Genomic DNA, 20,341 nt, shown 5'->3' with positions numbered 1-20,341 from the left:
GGCAGCATGAAACCGGTCCTCATTGTCCTTCTGATGAACATCCTGACGATCGGGACGTCCAATGCCCAGATCAAGGGCCAGGGACTCTTCGACGTGGAACTCCGCAGGGCCGCACTGGCTCAGTCGGCTCTCACAAATGTGCGCGCAGCTTGCCTTGCCATACCGCGCGACCCTGCCTGGAGCGGCCTTACGCCCATCAGCAGCCTGAAGGCAACTGAAGGATATGGGACGGATGGGGCCGCGAATGATTTTGCCTGGGCTGTCATGGTGCTTACCGGGCGTGCGCTCGCGGGTGATGCAGTCTCGGAAGCTTCCCTGCGCGATCTCCTGCTCGCCTGGGCCAAGGCAAAGGCTTTTGAAAGCACAGAGGTCGAGCACGATTCCTATTACGCCCTGAAGCGCGTCCTTCTGCCCACTGTCGTGGCTTATTCCGTCCTGCAGCGTGGGCTCGACGAAGGACAGAGGCGGATGCTCGTCGACTGGATCGATCCTCTGGTCCGCAGAACGGATCGAATGTTCGAAGGCGTTGTTGACCGCAACAACCACCGCTACCTTGCTGACAGCCTTTTGATGACTTGGGGAGCCATCATCAGGAGTGAGGATCTCTACGCGAAAGGGGCTGACCGCTATCGTGCAATCCTGGCGGAGGTACGCCCTGACGGAAGCCTTGCTCTGGAGGCCCGGCGCGGCGCCAGGGCCCTCTGGTACATGCGTCAGTCCATCGCGAGCCTGATCGTTATGGCGGAGGTGGCTGCCACGCGTGGCACCGATCTTTACGAACTCCGAGTGGGAGAGGTGGGTTTCGACCGTGTCCTGTCCTACCTTCTCAATGGCATAGCGGAGCCCAACGTGGTCATGGCTTATGCGTCGGAGAACTACATTCCAGGCGGGGAGACGGATGCCCGCCGGCAGGATCTTGGCTTCATGGCCAAACGCAGCCACGGCCGGCACTATATGGCCTGGACCGAGCCCCTCGTATCGCGGGAGCGGGCAGGCCTGGCAGCGAAAAGGTTGAAGTCATTGTTTGTTCGCAACTTCCGCTCGGATCGGCCGCTTATCGATGAGTTCGTCGGCGGCAATGCTACATGCTTCTGGGGACGCTGATGGCTAGGTTCAAACCGCTCCCTGCCAGCACTGTCGCACTCCTCGCGGTCCTATCATGTCCGGCAGCTCAGGCACAGGATTCGGTGAGTGCTGATATCGGAGCTCGCTATCGCACTGCGACGGCGAAGTTGGAAGAGCTGAAACAGAGGGCGGATCCTGCTGCCCTCGTCGAGCAGGCGCAGCTGCTTCAGGACGGGACTCCGGTCAGTGAAACCAATCCTCTCAGGGCTCGTCGCCTCGACGAGGCAGAGAGGCTTTATGACCAGGCACTTGCAATGCCGGGAATCCACTGGCCTTCTGCCGCGGTACGTCGAGCCAAGCTAATGCTGTCGCGCGACAAGGACCAGCCTTCCATCCAGAAGGCAATGGACCTCCTGCGCCGGGCCGCAGCGATGCAGAACCATGAAGCCGCCTTCCTTCTGGCTGGCCTGATGGAGGCCGGCATCGGCGGAAAGCGTGATGTCGAAGCAGCGAAAAATCTGTACCAGATCGCCCTGCGATCTGAACACGGCCCTTCGGGCCTTGCGCTCGCTCGCTTGGAGACGGATCCCGCCAAAGCGAATGTGTTTGCCACGCAGGGATTGCGGCTGCTCTTCCAGGAGGCCAGGCAAGGATCGGCTGAAGCGGCGAGAACATTGGCCGATCACTACCGGGCAACGGGTGATGGGCCGGAGCGACTGAGTGCTGCAATCGAATGGTATCAGCGAGCCGTCCAGCTCGGTGATGCGGAGGCTGCCTTGCGTTTAGGCCGTCTGCGTCTCGATCCGAAGTCGCCTCTGCGCCAGCCGCAGGAGGCCCGGAATGCCTTCGAAAAGGCTGCCGAGCGAGGATCGGTCGAGGCTGCCATGATCCTTGCGGAGGATCCCTACAATGGCGCTGCTCTCGGCGTTCAGAGCAGTGCCGCGGAATTGTGGCTCAGCCGCGCCATCGAGACGAAAGCACCGCGTGCGCTGGTTCTGGCAGCTGAAATCCGAAGCCAGTATGGCGATGAGGGTCGTGCTGCTGCCAGAAATCTTCTGAGTGAGGCGCTGCAACGTGTCGACGACGATGTCACGGCACTCTTGGCGCTCGGTCGCCATGTTCGAGATGGTGTTCTGATAGAACGCGATGTACCGCTTGCGCTGAAGCTCTTCGACAGAGCTTCCGTCAGCGACAACACGATGGCGTATTATGAGTTCGCCCGTACCGCGCTGAGCCACCAGGACCTAGCGACGGGGGGAGTGCTTCAGTCCGCGATTGACCGCCTCAGAAATGCGGCAGAGCGCGGTCACGTGAAGGCATCTGTGGCCATGGGAGACGCATTGCTGCGGGGTCATGGGGTTCCCGAGTCACAAGAGGCAGCCATCGGCTGGTACCGCAGAGCCGCCGAGAGCGGATCTCCTGTCGCGTATATCCGTCTTGGAGACGTTTACGCCGGCCGCTCCGCAGGGATGGAGGCGCCGCGAGCCCTGGAATGGTATCGCCGGGCAGCAGAAGCCAACAGCGCGATCGGCATGATCCGCCTCGGCAAGATGTTCAATGAGGGCAGGGGCGTACCCCAAGATCAGGCGCTCGCTGCAACATGGTTCAGCCGCGCAGCTGCGGCGGGCAGCGGCGCAGCCATGGTCGAGTTGAGCTCTCTCTACTCCCGCGCTGGCGGACCGGGGCATTTCAACTTGGCTCGGGATGCGCTTGAGAAGGCAGTCCGCACCGGTGACGCTCGTGCTCCCATTGCCCTAGCGAAGCTCTATCTTGTCCGCGGCGAGCGCGCCCTCGCCGAGATGACGCTCAAGAAGTCTGCAGACACTGGCAATGCGGAAGCCGCCTTGAATCTGGCGGAACTCTATCTCTCCGGCCCGGCGACGACGGAGCAGCAGAGTGCAGCGCGCCGGTGGCTCGCCTTCGCCGAGAAGTCCATGGCGAAGGATGACGATCAGACCAGCCGCATTGCATCGATGTATTTGCGGCTTCCCGATGCAGGATCGATTGAGCATGGCTCTTCTGCGCTCGAAGCATTGGTTCGGAAGAACAATGCGGAGGCGATGACAATGCTGGCAAACGCTCTTCTGCAGGGAGTTGGCATACAGCGTGATCCCTCCCGAGCGGAAGCTTTGTTCCGCCGCGCCATTCAGCTTGGGCATGACGGAGCACGCTTCATCCTCGCCAAAGCCTATCGCAATGGCGATGGGCTACAGCGGGATCCTGCTCGAGCGTTCGCACTCTACCGCGAGATCTACAGCGAGGAGCCGGGCGATACGAAAATTCAGATCGCGTTGGGCGATGCCTACGCCCGTGGTGACGGTGTCGCCTTGGACCGGCGCCTTGCCGCTGAATTCTATGCCCAGGCCGCCCGTCAGGGAGACCCGGACGGGCAGGTTCGACTTGGAACCGCATACCTCTATGGCGCGGGAGTGGATCGAGATAGCCGGAAATCGGATCACTGGTTTTCCCGGGCGGGCGAGACCGGAATGATTGAGGCCAAAGTTCAGCTCGGCAGCGCGAAGCTCTCCGGCCTCGCGGCGACGGTGGATGCAGAGGGAGCGTTTGCATCCTACCTCCGCGCTGCGGAGGCGGGCTCGCAACCGGCGATGATCGAAGTGGCGCGGGCGCTGATGAAGGGTTTCGGCACCCTCGTGGATCCGGCTCTGGCGAAGATGTGGCTGGAGCGTGCCGCTGGCCTGGGATCGCCGGAAGCTATGTTCGAGCTCTACCGCCTTCACGACATCGGGGCAAAACCGAACGCCCGTGAGGCCGAGCGTTGGCTCAAGCAGGCGGCACAGGGCGGCCATGCCGCCGCCATGTACCGCCTCGCGATCCGCCATCAGCAGGGAGCGTCCGAGCAGGACAAGACGGCGGCTCGGGAGTGGCTCGAGAAGGCCGCGCAGGCGGGTCATTCGCAGGCCTCAAAGACTCTTCAGAAATTGACATCCCCTGCAGCAGAGCCGGGGTGAGAGGTTGACGACGTGACGATGAGCATGAGGCAACTGGCTTCGGGGCGGGTTCAGGCAGAACGGAGCGCGACGATGACGATTATCATCGGCTCCGCCAGCAGGAAAGTAAGAGACTGCATGATGCAATCACTGGCGACTCTTGCCGGAACAGCATTGACCACCTTCATGCTTCTCGGCGGCTCCGCTGAAGCGCAAGTCCTGCCGTCTCAATCCGTGGCGCCCACATCGGATTTCAGCAAGATCTGCTCGCCGGCTCCCAAGCCGTTCCTGACACGCGACTGGAGCAAGTGGGACAAGTCTCAGCCCGTCATCGACCCTGAGGAAATGTATGACGCGGCCATCGGATATGCCGAAGGTAGCTCCACTCTCCCACGTGACCCGGCCGCGGCGAAACGCCTGCTCGAAGACTTGACCGACAGAGCCTGGGCCGGGCGAGGCCGGGCTCACTTCCGCCTCGGCAAGCTGCTTCTCGATCCGATCGCGGGGCCTGTCGATCCTGAACGGGCCGCGGCACATCTTGCGACTGCCTCATCCATGTTGAACATGGACGCATCTGTTCTGCTGGCCGACCTTCATGCGCAGGGGCGGATCGGCGGCGCCAGTGTGGCCGAGGCGGAACGTCTCCTTCGTGGAGCATCCACGGCAGGCCACGTCGACGGCTTGATTGGCTTGGCCCGTCTGCAGCGCAGCGGACGTCTTGGCTCTGCGCCTCAGGCCGCAACCAATGACCTTGTCAATCTGGCCCTGCAGACCCTGTACGGTGAACTGAGCAGGGGGCGGTGCTCCGCGCTCTATCGGATCGGCGTTATCCTCAGCGACGACAGCCTTGTCCCCGGCGGCGTGCAGGAAGCTGTAAAATGGTTTGAGGCTGCCGCCCGCCAGGGCGACACCAATGCCGATCTGGCACTCGCCGAGATCTATCTGCTGGAGCGTGCCAAGACCGCTCCGGACCGCTTCATCCATCACCTCGAGCGCGCTGCAGAAGGCGGCCGCCCCCGTGCCATGACTCTGCTGGGCGAGCGGCTCATGCTGGGGGATAGAGCCCCCAAAGATGTCCCGAGGGCTGTTGCATGGTTGGAGCGTGCCGGCCTCAATGCTGATCCTGAGGCCTACAAAATTCTTGCGCGTCATTACCGCGGGGAGTTCGGCGCTGCCCAGGACCTTCCGAAGGCTGCCGATGCTCTTGCAAAAGCAAGCCGCCTGCCTGGCCATAGCACGGGCATTCTTGTCGGCCTTGCGCGGCTCTATGCCATCGGCGTGAACGGCCGGCCGGATGTCAAGGCAGCGCTGACCTACTATCGTCAGGCCGCCGGCCGGGGCGACGTGGGAGCTCTGACCGAGATGGCGAAGCTTCTGCTGAGCCATCCGCAAGAGGGGCCATCGGAGGAGCCATTGCGGTTGCTCAAGGAAGCCGCTGCCCGCAACCATCCTGAAGCCATGGGTGTGCTCGCGGAGCTGTATGCTTGCAGTACGGTCGTCACTCCCGATCTGTCTCAAGCCAAGGCTTGGATGGACCGAGCCGCGGAAATGGGCCACGTGCGCAGCATTCTTGCGGTCGCCTCCCGAAATGCCTTTGACCAGGGGACAGCTCAGAAGAACGCAGCCGCTCTTCTTCGTGCTGCGGAGCGGGACGATCGAGAAAGCATGGTTCTGCTCTCCCATGCCTATCGGTCGGGTCTGGGGGTGAAGCAGGATAACCAGGCGGCAGATCGCTGGCGGGATGCTGCGATTGCACCAGGCGAGGGGCGATCCCGCGCACTGCTCCTCCTGGCACGCCGAATCCTGAGTGGTGAGGACGGAAGCCGAGACAATGGCGCGGCGAGGATGCTTCTCGAGCAGGCCGCGCTGGAGGGTGAGCCGGGCGCTCAGCTGGAGCTCGGACGCCTCTTGATCGGACAGCGCGGCGATAAGGCGGATGTGCTGCGGGGCCTGCAGCTTCTTCAGGCGGCTGCCGCTTCAGGGAATGCTGCGGCCATGTTGGCGTTGTCCGAGGCTCCGAGCGACTTGCTTTCATCGACTGGGAAGACGATGGAGGACTGGAAGAGAGCAGCCGCAGGGGCAGGCAATCCCCGGGCGGCCATTGCGCTTGCATCGACGGCAAAGGAGGAAGCGGACGCAATACGTTGGCTTTCCCGTGCCGAGGCGCTGCCGGTCTGCGCAACACGGGATATGGTCGAGCTCGCACAAACCTACCATAAAGCACCTGGCCCTCAACACGATCAGCGTGCGCGCCACTGGATAGAAAAAGCCCTGAGCAATGTTCGGGATGGTGCAAAGGATCCGGCAGTTCTGTTCCTTGTTGGTCGAGCCATGGCTGACGGTGTCGGCGGAACAGGCGATAAAGAGGCGGCAATCACCTATATCAAGCTCGCGGCCGATGCCGGGCGTGTCGATGCCATGCGATATCTGGGACGCAGCTACATCACCGGTCAGTTGGGTGAGCGTAATATGCAGATGGCCGTCGAATGGCTGTCGAAGGCCCTGCGCAATGGTGACGGGAGCGTGGCCGTCGATTTGTCCCGCCTTGCAGCCATCCCCGGTGCGGATGCAACTCAAGTAATCGCTGTTCTGAAGGAGAGCGCAGAGGGCGGCTTCGCGCCTGCCATGCGCGAATATGGTCGCAGCCTGCAGCTCGGGTTAGGCATGTCCCCGCAACCGGATGCCGGAGCCTCCTGGCTGCGAAAAGCCGCAGAGGCCGGTGACACTCCTGCGATGAAGGAGCTTTCGCGAGCTTATGCCTCCGGCTATGGCGTCGAACTCTCGGCTCGCTCCAGCACGGAATGGTTGCAACGAGCCGCAAAAGCCGGCGATGCAGAGGCGATGCAAGGCCTGAGTCTCGCCATGACTCTCGGGTTCGGAACGGATGTCGATCCCGTGGCAGCACAGGAGTGGCTGAAGACGGCCGAGGGAGCAACCCGCAAGTGAGCGGTAACTCGGAACGTGGAGCCGATGTAACCGTCTATATTGGCGGTTAGGAGAGACAGATGATTAGAACAATCCAAATTGCGTTCCTGAGCTCTCTGGTGGCAATCACCGCGCCAGCCGCCATGGCCGCCACTAACTCCGGCAGCAGAGCGCAGCCAAGATCATCTCAGGCCGCCGTGCCAGCTGCCCCGCCCAGCCAGGCGCAGCTTAGAGCCATGTCGACCCTGCGTCTGTTGAAGCTCGGCCAGAAGGCGTTGGCTGTGGAGATGGACACCCAGGATTTCGTGACTGGGCTCGACGCCGTCAAAATCGCATCCGCGCGTGGGGACCGGGAGGCGACCCGTCTCATGGCCAAGATCATGGCTCGCCATCAGATCATTCTTGGAGCAGATGACCGTGCAAAGCTGGAACGTCGCTTCCGGTTCGAAGCCCTTCGAGGCGCCTCGAGCTCGGTTCTCGCCGTTGCCAATATGTATGACCGCGGTGACGGTGTCCCGGCAGACACCAAGAAGGCCGCGGAATGGTATCTGTGGGCTGCACGGGTCGGGCACGAGCGCGCCATGGCTCATGCGGCCTATGCTTACGGCACGGGTCGTGGGTTTGAGCGCAACGAGGCTACTGCTTTTAAATGGCTCGACGGCGTGAACGAGGGACGCCAGCGGAGCACCCTGCTGGAAATTGGATGGGCTCTCGTACTCGGCACGGAAGGCTCGCAAGATATGCCGTCCGCTCTTCGGTTCTTTGAACGCGCAGCCCAGATCAAGCCCAGCACTGTCTATCAGGTCGCCCTCGACCTTGAACGGGGGACGCGCGGGGTCCAGGACCGCGACGCCGCTGGCCATCTGATCCGGGTCGCCGCCGAGCGCGGCGACAGTGGCGCTGCCACTCATCTGGCCAATGCGCTCTCCAGCAGCAGCAACGTCGAAGATCAACGGCGAGCGGTGCAGTTGTACAGTCTCGCCGCTCAGGACAAGGCTAACCTTGTCGCTGGGCAAAGCCTCTCGCGCTTGCTGGCCCTGCGACCCTCAGGAGACCTGGTGTCTGACATCGTGACGGCTCTGGAGAAGGCGGCCGCAGCTGGCAATACGGAAGCGCTCATTGGCCTGGCCCATGCGTATTCAGAAGGGATCGGGGTCGATCCTTCTCCAGTGAAGGCGGCCGCTCTGCTGCAGCAGGCTTCAGACGCTGGAGTTCCGGAGGCGAAGTATCGACTGGGACTCATGTATAAATCAGGCGTTGGCGTTGCCGCCGATCTCAACAAGGCAGTCGAACTCATGACAAGCGCCCGGCAGAGCGGCTATCCTCTCGCTGCCGTTGCGCTGAGTTCCATGACGGAGCCGGCTCTGACAAAGTCCAGCGAGGAACCTTCCGCAGTTCCAAGTCAGGCGAGCGAAGCCGCTGTGAAGTGACCCATGGCAGACCAATAGGAGCAAGCGTTGCTCTATCAATGCAAGCAATCAGGAGATTGGCTTCGTTGAGTGGTCATGCCGATACATTATATCTTTGTATTGCGTGTGTAACGGGTAAGTCTACCGGAGATGATGGCGCTCGATCGGCTAAGCTGAGCAGTACCTTTGACTGCTATTTTATTGCTACCTCCTAAGCATAGTTCTTTACCTCTTTATTAGGGATGGCTGACGAATCGTTAACTTGTACAATTGGAGGTAATCTCTGCGGAAAAGGCACATTTCATGTCAAACCTGTTGCCGGTCACCACTGTCTTGGGTTGCAAGAATTCCATGCTCCGCGAGGGCCTGAAGCACGTTCTTTCAAGTACGCGCTTCAAGCTGCATTCAGAGGGGATGACGCGCGGGGAGATCATGCTGAACCAGGACATGTCTGGTTCATCACTTCTCGTCATTCTCGATGCAAATCTGTATCCATCGAGGCTGGCTCACGGGATCGCTTCCATCAAGGAGCAGTATCCCCAAGCGCGCGTGGTCGTTCTCTCCGACAGCTTTAATCTCGATGACATGAAATCAGCGTTCCAGTCGGGAGCGGATGGCTATTGCCTTGCAACGACAGGATGCGAGGCTCTGATCAAGTACCTCGATCTCGTTATGCTCGGCGAGGTGGTTTTTCCATCCGCTGCATTCCTCAATGCTATTTCGGACACCCGGTACGAGACTGATACCTGGAAGGAGGCATCGGCGATCGCGGTTCCTCTCACTCATGCCCCTCTGGGGATCGAGAGCCAGGATTCCCCCATACGGACCCTGTCGAGCAGGGAGGCCGAAATTCTCCAGTGCCTCATGCAAGGCGCTCCAAACAAGGTGATTGCACGCAAGCTCGATGTTGCCGAGGCAACGGTTAAAGTGCACATCAAAGCCATTCTCCGCAAAATCCGGGTTGCCAACCGAACTCAGGCTGCCATGTGGGCGGTCAATCATCTCTCTGCCGGTGGCGGAGAGGCTTCATCGCTTTCTTCCGGAGAACGGCTAACCGCGCAAAGTCTGCGCTGAACCGCCTTCTTGGACGCAGTGACAGGTTAGTGGCTGCATCGGCTTGCGCCGAACGCGAGGTCTGTCAGATAGTTGAGCTCGGCAGAGTTTCCGATCCGCACGATGATTGCAGGAGTGCGTGTTAAGGTCGGGTGGATGTCATTGGCAGATAGAAGCCTCATCCGTGGAGATCGCTTAGGGAGCCCATGGTGCCACAAGTGGTTCGTGATCGGCTGGAGCAATCCATCGAGAGGCATACCCGAGTACGACCGTCGGCTCTACAGCAATCGAAATATAATAATGTCTAATATGTTTTCCGGGTAGACCAGGAATTAGAATGTATGCGTTTTCGAAGTGCTTGTTACTTTATATCTGATCTATACCTTTTGATGAAAGATTGTTAAAATGTTTTGAATGGGTATTGATTGCTTCTAATAAGATTATAAGCTAGATATCTTAAGGGAAATTTTACTTTTTGCTTCACCGAATCAAGACCAGAAAGGCATCTGCGATGCGGAACACCTACGATCTTGATAGTCTTCCTCATCCAGGGGCCTCATCGGCCAAGGATGTCGCATACTCCAGGTATATGGAGCTGGCGCGTTCGGTTGAGCCCTCGTCGGCAGACCATGCTGCTGTCAGACCTATCAGGACATTTCTTGTCGAGCCTAATGCCCTGTTAAGGGAGGGCTTGAGGAGAATTCTATCAGAAACCGTCTATGCCCCTTCGGCTGCAGCGGGCTCCCTCGATGAGGTCAGCTCCCAGTGCGGGCCAGACAGTGGTACGGTTGTCCTCATCGTGGATGCGAGCCGCGATCACGAAGGGCTTTGCCATCAGACCAAGCTGCTGAAAGAGCAGAACCCGAACGCCAAAGTGGTCATGCTGGTCGAACAATACGACCTGGCTCACGTGCTCACCGCCTTCCGGTCAGGGGCGGATGCCTACCTCAAGAAGTCCATCTCCTATGAGGTGCTCGTCAAGTCGCTGGACCTTGTTCTCCTCGGAGAGGTCATCTTCCCCGGTGCAATCCTCGACCTCCTGCGCGATCAGGAGGCGCATGCGGAGCAGAGCAAGCAGGCGTCAGCTCCGGAAGGATCTCAAGAGCTGACCCCTCCTGCAAAGGGCCTGTCCGTTCGAGAAACGGTCATCCTGCGCTGCCTGATGGACGGTGACTCCAACAAGATCATCGCGCGCAAGTTCGACATCACGGAAGCTACCGTGAAAGTTCACGTCAAAGCCATCCTGCGGAAGATTCAGGCAAAGAATCGTACTCAGGCGGCGATCTGGGCTGCGAGCCACTTGTCTGCGAGCCGGGGGGCAACCGTCAGCTGAGTGGGTCCGAACGCTCGAAATCGCCGTGAAAGGGAGCCAGTGGCTCCCTTTCTTTTTGGCCTGAATAGTATGTCCTCATAGAGCCTAGGCTGAGCGGAGGACATCGACGCGGGTTGGTGCTTGATCCTCGAGGATCATCGCGGCTCCCTTGTCGGCAATCATCAGTGTGGGCGAATTGGTATTGCCGCTCGTGATCGTTGGCATGACCGACGCGTCGATGACGCGAAGCCCCTCGATGCCACGGACCCTCAGGCGTGCGTCTGTAACGGCCATCGGATCGCTGTCGATGCCCATCTTGGCGGTACCCACCGGATGGAAAATCGTCGTGCCGATCTCCCTTGCGCCCTTCAGGAGTTCCTCTTCTGTGGAGAGCTGAGCCCCAGGCTTGTACTCCTCGGGATGATACTTCTGAAGCGCCGGCATCGCGACGATCTGTCGGACGAGGCGCAGGGCATCCACGGCCACCCGCTGGTCTTCTTCCGTCGAGAGGTAGTTCGGACGAATGAACGGAGCCTCTCCGGCCTTGCCATCGCGAATCCGGACCGTCCCACGGCTTGTGGGCCGCAGGTTGCACACGCTCGCGGTAAAGGCCGGGAAGGGATGAGGATCCTCACCGAACTTGTCGAGAGAGAGAGGCTGGATGTGAAACTGGAGGTTCGGAGTGGCATAATCCGGCGAGGAGCGGGTGAAGGCTCCCAGCTGGGAGGGCGCCATGGTGAGCGGCCCTTTGCGGAAAAGCGCATATTCGAGCGCCATCTGGCCCTTCCTGAATAGCGAGCGGTACTCCTCGTTGAGGGTCCGCACGCCACGGACCTTGTAGATGGGGCGCAGCTGGAGATGATCCTGAAGGTTCTCGCCGACGCCTGGCAGGTGTTGGACGACCTCGATTCCATGTTCCTGCAGAAAGGCGCCGTTGCCGATCCCGGACAACTGCAGGAGCTGTGGCGACGCGATGGCGCCCGCTGACAGAATGACCTCCTTGCGGGCCAGGATGCGTCGCAGGTTGCCGTTCTGCAGGATCTCGACACCGATGGCGCGCTTGCCCTCAAAGAGGATTCGCGTGGCATGAGCGTGCGTCTCGACCTTCAGATTAGGGCGTGACAGGGCCGGCCTGAGGAAGCCCCGTGCCGCTGACCAGCGCCGCCCGTTCTTCTGGTTCACATGAAAATAGGAAATGCCCTCGTTGCTGCCCGTATTGAAGTCGCTCACCCGGGGAATGCCGGCTTCGACGGCAGCCTCGATGAAGGAGTCAAGGATTGCCCATCGCATGCGAGGCTCTTCGACCCGCCATTCGCCGCCTGCGCCATGATGCTCGCCAGCGCCGAGATAATGGTCGAGATGCTTCCGAAAGATCGGGCGCACATCATCCCAGCTCCAGCCCTCGAGGCCCATCTGGCGCCAATTGTCGTAATCCTCACGCTGGCCGCGCATATAGATCATGGCATTAATGGCGGAGCATCCGCCCAGAACCTTGCCGCGGGGATAGTTGAGGATGCGGCCGTTCAGGCCCGCCTCGGCTTCTGTCTTGAACATCCAGTCGGCACGGGGATTGCCGATGGCGAAGAGATAGCCAACCGGAATGTGAAACCAAATCCAGTTGTCCTTGCCGCCCGCTTCGAGAAGGCAGACTGCGTTGCGCGGATCCTTGGACAGGCGATTGGCGAGAACGCAGCCGGCTGAGCCGGCGCCGACAATCACGTAATCAAATGTTTCGCTGTCTGGCATGGTCCAGCTCAATGAATGAGCCGACGCTCAAGCTGGGAGCGCCGGCAGGGTTCCCGATGCCCCTCGAGTTACGCAGCGCCTCTAGACCTGCGCTTCGTGAATTCCAGAATCTCACCCACGATACCCCGGCGGAACAGCAGCACGCAGATCACGAAGATGATGCCGATCAGCACCAGGACGGGGAAATCCGAGGCTGCCAGATAGTTCTGCAGGGCGATCACCAGGCTGGCGCCGACGATCGGGCCGATCAGAGTGCCGATGCCGCCGAGCAGGGTCATGAGGATCACCTCGCCCGACATCTGCCACTGTACGTCCGTCAGGGTCGCGAACTGGAACACGATCGCCTTCGTGCTGCCTGCAAGCCCCGCCAGCGCCGCCGACATGACGAAGGCGCCAAGCTTGTACCGATCGACCCGGTAGCCCAGCGAGACCGCCCGCCGCTCGTTCTCGCGGATGGCCTTGAGGATGTTGCCGAAGGGTGAATGAACGATGCGCCAGATGGCGAAGAAGCCGAACAGAAAGATCGCCAGGGTGACATAGTACATGGCCAGCGGCTGGTTCAGATCAACGATACCGAGCAGGTGACCTCGGGGTACGCCCTGGATGCCGTCCTCGCCATGGGTGAAAGGCACCTGGAGGCAGATGAAGGCAAACATCTGCGACAAGGCAAGCGTGATCATGGCGAAGTAGATACCCTGGCGCCGGATGGCCAGAAAGCCCATCACGAGACCCATGACGGCAGCGCCTGCGACGCCAAGCAGGATCGCGGACAAGGGCTCCCACCCCCATACCTTGGCGGCATGGGCGGTGAAGTAGGCAGCGCCGCCGAAGAAGGCGGCGTGGCCGAAGGAGAGCAGGCCCACATAGCCGATGAGCAGGTTGAACGCGCAGGCAAAGAGCGCGAAGCAGAGGATGCTCATCAGGAGCACGGGATAGAAGAAGAACGGTGCAGCCACGAGCGCCGCGATGGCGACCGCGCCCATCACGATGGCGGAGGTGCGCAGCTTCGGCTGCTCTGCGAGATATTCGGTTCCGACAGCCATGATACTACTCCTCCCGCCCGAAGAGACCCGCCGGCCTGACGAGCAGAACGATGGCCATAACTACGAAGATGACGATGCTTGAGGCTTCCGGATAGAACACCTTGGTAAGGCCTTCGAGAACGCCGAGCACATAGCCCGTCACGATGGCACCCAGGATCGAGCCCATGCCGCCGACCACCACCACGGCAAACACGATGATGATGAGGTTCGAGCCCATGAGCGGGCTCACCTGATAGATCGGCGCTGCCAGCACGCCGGCCAGGGCCGCGAGCGCGGCTCCCAGGCCGTAGGTGAGGGTCAGAAGCAGCGGCACATTAACGCCGAAAGCCTGAACGAGCGTGGCATTCTCGGTCGCGGCACGAAGATAGGCGCCGAGCCGGGTCATCTCGATGAGAAGCCAGGTGCCGATGCAGACCACGAGGGAGGCGATGACCACCCAGCCGCGGTAGATCGGCATGAACATGAAGCCCAGGTTGACGGCGCCCGTCAGCTGCGATGGGGCAGCATAGGGCTGGCCGGCCGCCCCGAACCAGTAGCGGAATGCGCCTTCGAGAATGAGCGCGAGGCCGAAGGTCAGGAGAAGGCCATACAGATGGTCGATGCCATAGAGCCGGCTCAACATGGTGCGCTCGATGATGACGGCGATCACGCCGACGACCAGGGGAGCCAGAACGAGAGCCAGCCAGTAGTTGATGCCGAGCCAGTTCAAGAGCAGGTAGGCCGCGAAGGCGCCGAGCATGTACTGCGCGCCATGGGCGAAGTTGATGACCCGCAGCAGGCCGAAGATCACCGCCAGGCCAAGGCTCAGCATGGCATAGAAGGAGCCGTTGATCAGGCCTATGAGGATCTGACCATAGAGGGCCGGGGTGGGAATGCCGAAGATGGTATTCATGATGCTCTACACCCCAAGAACTTCGTGAAGCTCGTCCATGCGCGCATCGAGTTCGTGCCCTGGGAACGAGTTCACCATACGCCCATCCTCCATGAGGTAAAAGCGGTCCGCCACCTTCTTGGCGAAGCGGAAATTCTGCTCGACCAGAAGGATCGTCATGCCGCGTTTCTTGAGCGCAACCAGCACGTCGCCGATGCGCTGGACGATCACGGGAGCCAGGCCCTCCGTCGGCTCGTCGAGGAGAATGACCTTCGCGCCCGTGCGCAGGACGCGTGCAATGGCGAGCATCTGCTGCTCGCCGCCCGACAGCTTCGTGCCCTGGCTGGAGCGCCGTTCATGGAGATTGGGGAAGAGGGTGTAGATCTCCTCCTCGCTCATGCCGCCCTCCGAAACTGTCGGCGGAAGGAGCAGGTTCTCGGAAACGGTGAGGCTCGCGAAGATCCCCCGTTCCTCAGGTACGTAGCCGATGCCGGACTGGGCAACCCTGTGCAGAGGCAGACTCAGGAGATCCTTGCCGCGCAGACGGATCACGCCCTCGCGGCGGCGCAGGATGCCCATGATCGCGCGCAGGGTCGTGGTCTTGCCGGCACCGTTGCGGCCGAGCAGCGTGACGGTCTCGCCCTCGCGGATGTCGAGATCGACCCCATGCAGGACGTGACTTTCGCCGTACCAGGCGTTGAGCCCGCGAACTTCCAGGAGAGGGGCGCTACTCATGCTCGGTTCCCATATAGGCTTCGCGCACCCGCGGATCCTGGCTGACTTTGTCGTAGGACCCGTCGGAGAGGATCTCGCCGCGGGCCAAAACGGTGACGCGGTCGCAGAGATCGGCGACGACGTTCAGGTTGTGCTCGACCATCAGCACGGTGCGGTTCTTGGCAATGCGCCGGATCAGGTCGGAAATGCGGCCGATATCCTCGTGGCCCATGCCGGCCATGGGCTCGTCGAGCAGCAGCATGGCCGGGTCGAGCGCCAGCGTCGTTGCGATCTCGAGCGCCCGCTTGCGGCCATAGGACAGTTCGGACGCCGTCAGATCCCTGTAGGAGGAGAGATTGACCGCATCGATCAGCTCCATGGCCCGCTCATCGAGGGCTGAGAGGGCGCTGGACGAGCGCCAGAACTGCGTCGCAAGTCCCGATGGGCGCTGCAGAGCGACGCGCACATTATCGAGCACGGTCAGGTGGGGAAACACCGCCGAAATCTGGAATGAACGCACGAGCCCCAGGCGGGCGACCTCGGCTGCCTTCAGTCGGGTGATGTCCGCGCCCTTGAAGGTGATCTGCCCGCGGGTCGGCGTGAGAAACTTGGTGAGAAGGTTGAAGACCGTCGTCTTGCCCGCGCCATTGGGACCGATCAGGGCATGGATCGTGCCCTCGTTGACGGACAGCGTCACGTTGTTCACGGCCACGAAGCCACGAAACTCCATGGTGAGCCCGGTGGCATTGAGGATGGGTTGCGTACTGACCATAGGGTTCGGCCGATACTTTCTGGATAGGGCGATGGTTGGTTCAGGCATGATGCGCGATGCCAGCTATCGCCAGACAGCAAGAGAGGCGGGGCAGCATCAACGCTGCCCCGCCTCGTTCAAGGCATTTACTGCGTGACCTGGCAGCCGCTGTCGGCAACCTTCATGTAAGCGGTGTCGCCAGGGATCTTGGCGAGCTGCTTGTACATGTCCCACTCACTCTTGCTCTCCTCCGGCTTCTTCACCTGGAAGAGATACATGTCGTAGACCATGCGGCCGTTCGGCAGCACCTTGCCGTTCTTGGCGAAGACGTCCTGAACGGGCATCTCGTGCAGGAGCTTGGCAACGGGTTCGGTCGCATCCGTGCCGGCCTTCTCGATCGCCTTGAGGTACTGCGTCACGGCGGAATACGTGCCCATATGGATCATGTTCGGCATGCGGCCGGTCTTGTCCATGAACTTCTTCGCGAAGGCACGGTTCTCGTCGCTCTGATCCCAGTACCAGCCCTCCGTGAGAGTCAGGCCCTGCGCGGCCTTGAGCCCTAAGCCCTTCACCTCGGCCAGCGTGAAGAGAAGCGCCGCGAGGCGCGTGCCGCCCTGGGTGATGCCGAATTCGGCCGCCTGCTTGATGGCATTGGCGGTGTCGAGGCCCGCATTGGCCATGCCGATGACATTGGCGCCGGAGCTCTGTGCCTGGAGCAGGAAGGACGAATAATCGCTTGCCGCCAGCGGATGGCGGACGGCGCCGACCACCTGGCCGCCCTTCGACTTCACGAACTTCGAAGTCTGGTCCTCGAGGGAGTAGCCGAAGGCATAATCGGCCGTGAGGAAGAACCACTTGTTGCCGCCGTTCTCCACCAGCGCGCCGCCGGTGCCCACCGCAAGCGCATGGGTGTCATAGGCCCAGTGGAAGCCATAAGGAGAGCACTGCTTGCCGGTGAGGTCGGTCGTCGCCGCACCGGTCGTCATGGTGATCTTCTTCTTCTCCTTGGAGAGACCCTGAACGGCCAGTGCCACGGAGGAGGTCGTCAGCTCCATGATGGCATCGACTTTTTCGGTGTCGTACCATTGCCGGGCAACGCTGGCGGCAACGTCAGGCTTGTTCTGGTGGTCGGCGCTCACGATCTCGACCGGAACGCCGAGAACCTTGCCGCCGTAATCCTGCACCGCCATACGGGCGGCTTCCACCGAGGACTTGCCGCCGAAATCGGCATAGACGCCGGACTGGTCGTTGAGGATGCCGATCTTGACCACACCGTCGGACGCCTGCTGTGCATAGGCCGATGAGGCCAGGGCGGTGCAGCTGAGGGCAAACAGAAGCTTGTTGAGGATGCGCATCGGGTTCCTTCCCTTTATTCTTAAGGCAGATTGATCCTGCCCCTGCTGGAGCCGCAGCCTGAAGGCATGCGGGCGATGGTCAGAAAAGTACAGACACTTCGGTCCCGATCAATGCGAAGGGCGGTCATCCTTAAGTCGCAGAGGCCTTTGATTTTCTGCCTTAAATTCAGGCATCGAGCACCATGGTTACGGCCGCTTCACTGCTCCACAGACAACCCACCTCGGCATCTCCTGCGGTTCACAACCTCGAGGATGGCCCTTATATCACTCCCAGCTTTTCTTCGCCGCCGTCACGAGATTTGGAGCGCTGTTATGACCGCCCATGCTAAACCTGTGGATCGTCGTGTTCTGGAGTTGCAGGATCCGTCCTTGCTGGTGGACCGCGCCTATGTGGCGGGCGAATGGGTGGCAGCCCCGGACGGGCGCACCTTTGCCGTCACCGACCCCTTCGACGGGGCGCTCATCCGCGAACTGCCCGATCTCGGTGTGGACGCCGCCCGGCAGGCCATCGACACGGCGCATGCGGTGCAGAAGGATTGGGGCCGGCGCACCGCCAAGGAGCGCAGCGCCATCCTGCGCCGCTGGTACGACCTGATCATCGCCAACGCCGACGATCTCGCCCTGATCCTCACCACCGAGCAGGGCAAGCCGCTGGCCGAGGCCAAGGGCGAGGTGATCTCGAACGCCGCCTACATCGAGTGGTTTGCCGAAGAGGCCAAGCGCATCGACGGCGACGTCATCCCCGGGGCTCATCCCAGCCAGCGCATCGTGGTGCTCAAGCAGCCTGTGGGCGTGTGCGCGGCCATCACCCCCTGGAACTTTCCCAATGGCATGATCACCCGCAAAGTGGGACCGGCGCTGGCGGCCGGCTGTACCATGGTGCTCAAGCCCGCGGCGCAAACCCCGCTCTCCGCTCTCGCCTTGGCCGTGCTGGCCGAACGGGCAGGGGTACCCAAGGGCGCCTTCTCGGTGGTCACCACCAACGATGCCAAGCCCATCGGCGAGGAGTTCTGCCACAACCCGAAGGTGGCCAAGATCACGTTCACCGGCTCGACCAATGTGGGCCGCTGGCTGATGCGTGAGGCGGGCAACACCATCAAGCGCCTGTCGCTGGAACTCGGCGGCAATGCGCCCTTCATCGTGTTCGACGACGCGGATCTGGATGCGGCCGTGGAGGGCGCGATGCTGTCCAAGTTCCGCAATGCGGGGCAGACCTGCGTGTGCGCCAACCGGATCTACGTGCAGGAGAGCGTGGTCGAGGCCTTTGCCGCAAAGCTGGCCGAGAAGGCCAAGGGCCTGAGGCTCGGGCGCGGGACGGAGGCAGGCGTGGTCATGGGGCCGCTGATCGACGATCGCGCCGTGGCCAAGATGGAGGAGCATGTGGCCGACGTGCTGGAGAAGGGCGGCCGGCTGCTGGTGGGCGGGAGCCGCTCAAGCCTGGGCGGCACGTTCTTCGAGCCCACGGTGGTGACAGGCGTCACGCAGGCGATGAAGGTCACGAAGGAGGAGACGTTTGCGCCGCTGGCGCCGATCATCAGCTTCAAGGACGAGGCGGAGGTGATCGGGATGGCCAACGACTCGGAGTATGGGCTGGCGTCGTACTTCTACGCCCGCGACATGGCCCGGGTGTGGCGGGTGGCCGAGGCGCTGGAGAGCGGCATGGTCGGGGTGAACACGCCGGCGCTGGCCAACGAGATGGCGCCGTTCGGCGGCGTGAAGCAGTCGGGGTTGGGCCGCGAGGGCTCCAAGTACGGCATCGAGGGCTTCCTGGAGATCAAATACATCAACCTCGCAGGCCTGTGACCGCAAGAAGCCCGGCTCAGCCGGGCTTTTTCTTTCGACGGCGCGGCAGGCTTCACGGGCGGGATTTCTGACGTAGAGTTGCGCCATGCCGAATGATCATGAAATCCTTCACACCCTGTTCGAGGCGGCCCTGAAAGCGGCGCTGCCCGATGGAAAGTTCGATGATCGCCTGCCGGAAAAGCCGAAGGGGCGGACCATCGTCCTTGGGGCCGGCAAGGCCTCGGCCCGCATGGCAGCAGCCTTCGAGGAGGCCTGGGCTCGCGCCGGCGGCACCTGCGAGGGGCTTGTGGTCACCCGTTACGGGCATGCCGTGCCGACGCGATCGGTCGAAATCGTGGAGGCAGCCCATCCGGTTCCCGACGAGGCCGGCCTGCGGGCAGCCCGGCGGATCCTGGCCTTGGCGCAGGAAGCAGGGCCGGACGATCTCGTCGTCTGTTTGATGTCGGGCGGGGCCTCGGCGCTCCTGTCGCTGCCGGCGGAGGGCGTGACGCTGGCCGACAAGCAGGCCCTGAATCGCGCCCTGCTTAAATCCGGCGCGCCCATCGGCGAGATGAACCTCGTGCGCAAGTCCCTGTCGGCCATCAAGGGCGGCAGGCTTGCGGCGGCAGCGGGCAGGGCACAGCTCGTGACCTACCTGATTTCCGATGTGCCGGGGGACGATCCTGCAAGCATCGGTTCGGGTCCGACGATCCCCGAGAGGATCGATCCGGAGGCTGCCCTCGCGATCCTGCGCCGATACGGCATCGATGTGCCCAGCCACATCATGCAGGCCATTCGGTCGAATGCCATCACGGAGCCTGTAGCGGGTGGCGCCGTCCATATGCTGGCGACACCTAAGATGGCCCTCGATGCGGCGGCCGCCAAGGCGCGCGAGCTCGGCTTGAACGCTCTCGTTCTCGGCGATGCGCTGGAAGGAGAGGCCCGCGAGGTCGGACGCGTCATGGCCGGTATTGCACATTCCGCACTGATGCACGGGGAGCCTGCCCGAGCGCCCTGCGTCCTGCTGTCAGGAGGGGAGACCACCGTGACGGTCCGCGGCCAAGGGCGTGGCGGGCGCAACGCCGAGTTCCTCCTGTCCCTGGCGCTTTCCCTCGGGGGCGAGGATCGTGTCGCCGCCATCGCGTGCGATACCGACGGCATCGACGGTTCGGAGGACAATGCCGGTGCCTGGTGCGATGGCAGCTTGCTTGAAGCCGCCCGTGCAAACGGGATCGACCTCGTCGCCCACTTGGAGACGAACGACGCCTACACGGCGTTCGCGCAACTCGACAGGCTCGTCGTCACGGGACCGACCCTCACCAACGTGAACGACTTCCGCTGCATTCTCATCCGCCCGTGAGCGATCG

14 protein-coding genes are annotated in these 20,341 nt (G+C 61.9%); 8 read left to right on the top strand and 6 right to left on the bottom strand.

Going from position 1 to position 20,341, the window contains the following annotated elements; translation table 11 throughout:
• Positions 1-6 precede the first annotated feature (6 nt).
• From AC0QTX_RS06650 to AC0QTX_RS06625, 6 genes are all read left to right on the top strand, one after another.
• Entirely contained in the window at positions 7-1,104 is a 1,098-nt protein-coding gene (locus AC0QTX_RS06650) for an alginate lyase family protein (protein WP_474603047.1), read from the top strand.
• A gap of 83 nt (positions 1,105-1,187) precedes the next feature.
• Positions 1,188-4,034 (top strand): hypothetical protein, encoded by a 2,847-nt coding sequence (locus AC0QTX_RS06645; RefSeq protein WP_474603046.1) that lies wholly within the window; start codon positions 1,188-1,190, stop codon positions 4,032-4,034.
• A gap of 117 nt (positions 4,035-4,151) precedes the next feature.
• Positions 4,152-6,959 (top strand): tetratricopeptide repeat protein, encoded by a 2,808-nt coding sequence (locus AC0QTX_RS06640; RefSeq protein WP_474603045.1) that lies wholly within the window; start codon positions 4,152-4,154, stop codon positions 6,957-6,959.
• 59 nt (positions 6,960-7,018) lie between these two features.
• Positions 7,019-8,368: a tetratricopeptide repeat protein gene (locus AC0QTX_RS06635; protein ID WP_474603044.1), complete on the top strand. Its 1,350-nt coding sequence runs from the start codon at positions 7,019-7,021 to the stop codon at positions 8,366-8,368.
• A gap of 282 nt (positions 8,369-8,650) precedes the next feature.
• Positions 8,651-9,421: a LuxR C-terminal-related transcriptional regulator gene (locus AC0QTX_RS06630; RefSeq protein WP_474603043.1), complete on the top strand. Its 771-nt coding sequence runs from the start codon at positions 8,651-8,653 to the stop codon at positions 9,419-9,421.
• A 670-nt stretch (positions 9,422-10,091) separates the two neighbouring features.
• Positions 10,092-10,733 (top strand): LuxR C-terminal-related transcriptional regulator, encoded by a 642-nt coding sequence (locus AC0QTX_RS06625; protein ID WP_474603042.1) that lies wholly within the window; start codon positions 10,092-10,094, stop codon positions 10,731-10,733.
• Positions 10,734-10,817: 84 nt separating this feature from the next.
• Here the strand turns inward: AC0QTX_RS06625 and AC0QTX_RS06620 are convergent, their stop codons facing one another.
• The 6 genes from AC0QTX_RS06620 to AC0QTX_RS06595 all read right to left on the bottom strand — a co-directional run bounded on the left by AC0QTX_RS06620 (position 10,818) and on the right by AC0QTX_RS06595 (position 17,192).
• Positions 10,818-12,458 carry a GMC family oxidoreductase gene (locus tag AC0QTX_RS06620; protein WP_474603041.1) on the bottom strand — a complete coding sequence of 547 codons (1,641 nt, stop codon included), beginning with the start codon at positions 12,456-12,458 and terminating at the stop codon, positions 10,818-10,820.
• Positions 12,459-12,526: 68 nt separating this feature from the next.
• On the bottom strand, positions 12,527-13,441 hold the full coding sequence (locus AC0QTX_RS06615; protein ID WP_474603102.1) for a branched-chain amino acid ABC transporter permease: 915 nt from the start codon (positions 13,439-13,441) through the stop codon (positions 12,527-12,529).
• Positions 13,442-13,505: 64 nt separating this feature from the next.
• Positions 13,506-14,393 (bottom strand): branched-chain amino acid ABC transporter permease, encoded by an 888-nt coding sequence (locus AC0QTX_RS06610; protein ID WP_474603040.1) that lies wholly within the window; start codon positions 14,391-14,393, stop codon positions 13,506-13,508.
• Positions 14,394-14,399: 6 nt separating this feature from the next.
• Positions 14,400-15,107, bottom strand: coding sequence for an ABC transporter ATP-binding protein (locus tag AC0QTX_RS06605; RefSeq protein ID WP_474603039.1), 708 nt, complete (start codon positions 15,105-15,107; stop codon positions 14,400-14,402).
• The gene (locus AC0QTX_RS06600; RefSeq protein ID WP_474603038.1) at positions 15,100-15,858 is read right to left on the bottom strand and encodes an ABC transporter ATP-binding protein; all 759 of its coding nucleotides are present in this window, start codon (positions 15,856-15,858) and stop codon (positions 15,100-15,102) included. The genes AC0QTX_RS06605 and AC0QTX_RS06600 overlap by 8 nt, the downstream gene beginning before the upstream one ends.
• A gap of 125 nt (positions 15,859-15,983) precedes the next feature.
• On the bottom strand, positions 15,984-17,192 hold the full coding sequence (locus AC0QTX_RS06595) for an ABC transporter substrate-binding protein (protein ID WP_474603037.1): 1,209 nt from the start codon (positions 17,190-17,192) through the stop codon (positions 15,984-15,986).
• Between the two features lie 312 nt (positions 17,193-17,504).
• On the opposite strand from AC0QTX_RS06595, the gene AC0QTX_RS06590 reads away from it, so the two are divergent.
• A complete protein-coding gene (locus AC0QTX_RS06590; RefSeq protein WP_474603036.1) occupies positions 17,505-18,995 on the top strand; it encodes an NAD-dependent succinate-semialdehyde dehydrogenase in 1,491 nt (496 codons plus the stop codon).
• Between the two features lie 85 nt (positions 18,996-19,080).
• Positions 19,081-20,334, top strand: a complete 1,254-nt coding sequence (locus tag AC0QTX_RS06585) for a glycerate kinase type-2 family protein (protein WP_474603035.1) — start codon at positions 19,081-19,083, stop codon at positions 20,332-20,334.
• Positions 20,335-20,341 lie beyond the last annotated feature (7 nt).

The organism is Microvirga sp. jy35 (genome assembly GCF_056148915.1).
The sequence above is the reverse complement of the archived record's forward strand: the minus strand, read 5'-3'. Positions and strand labels throughout refer to the sequence as shown.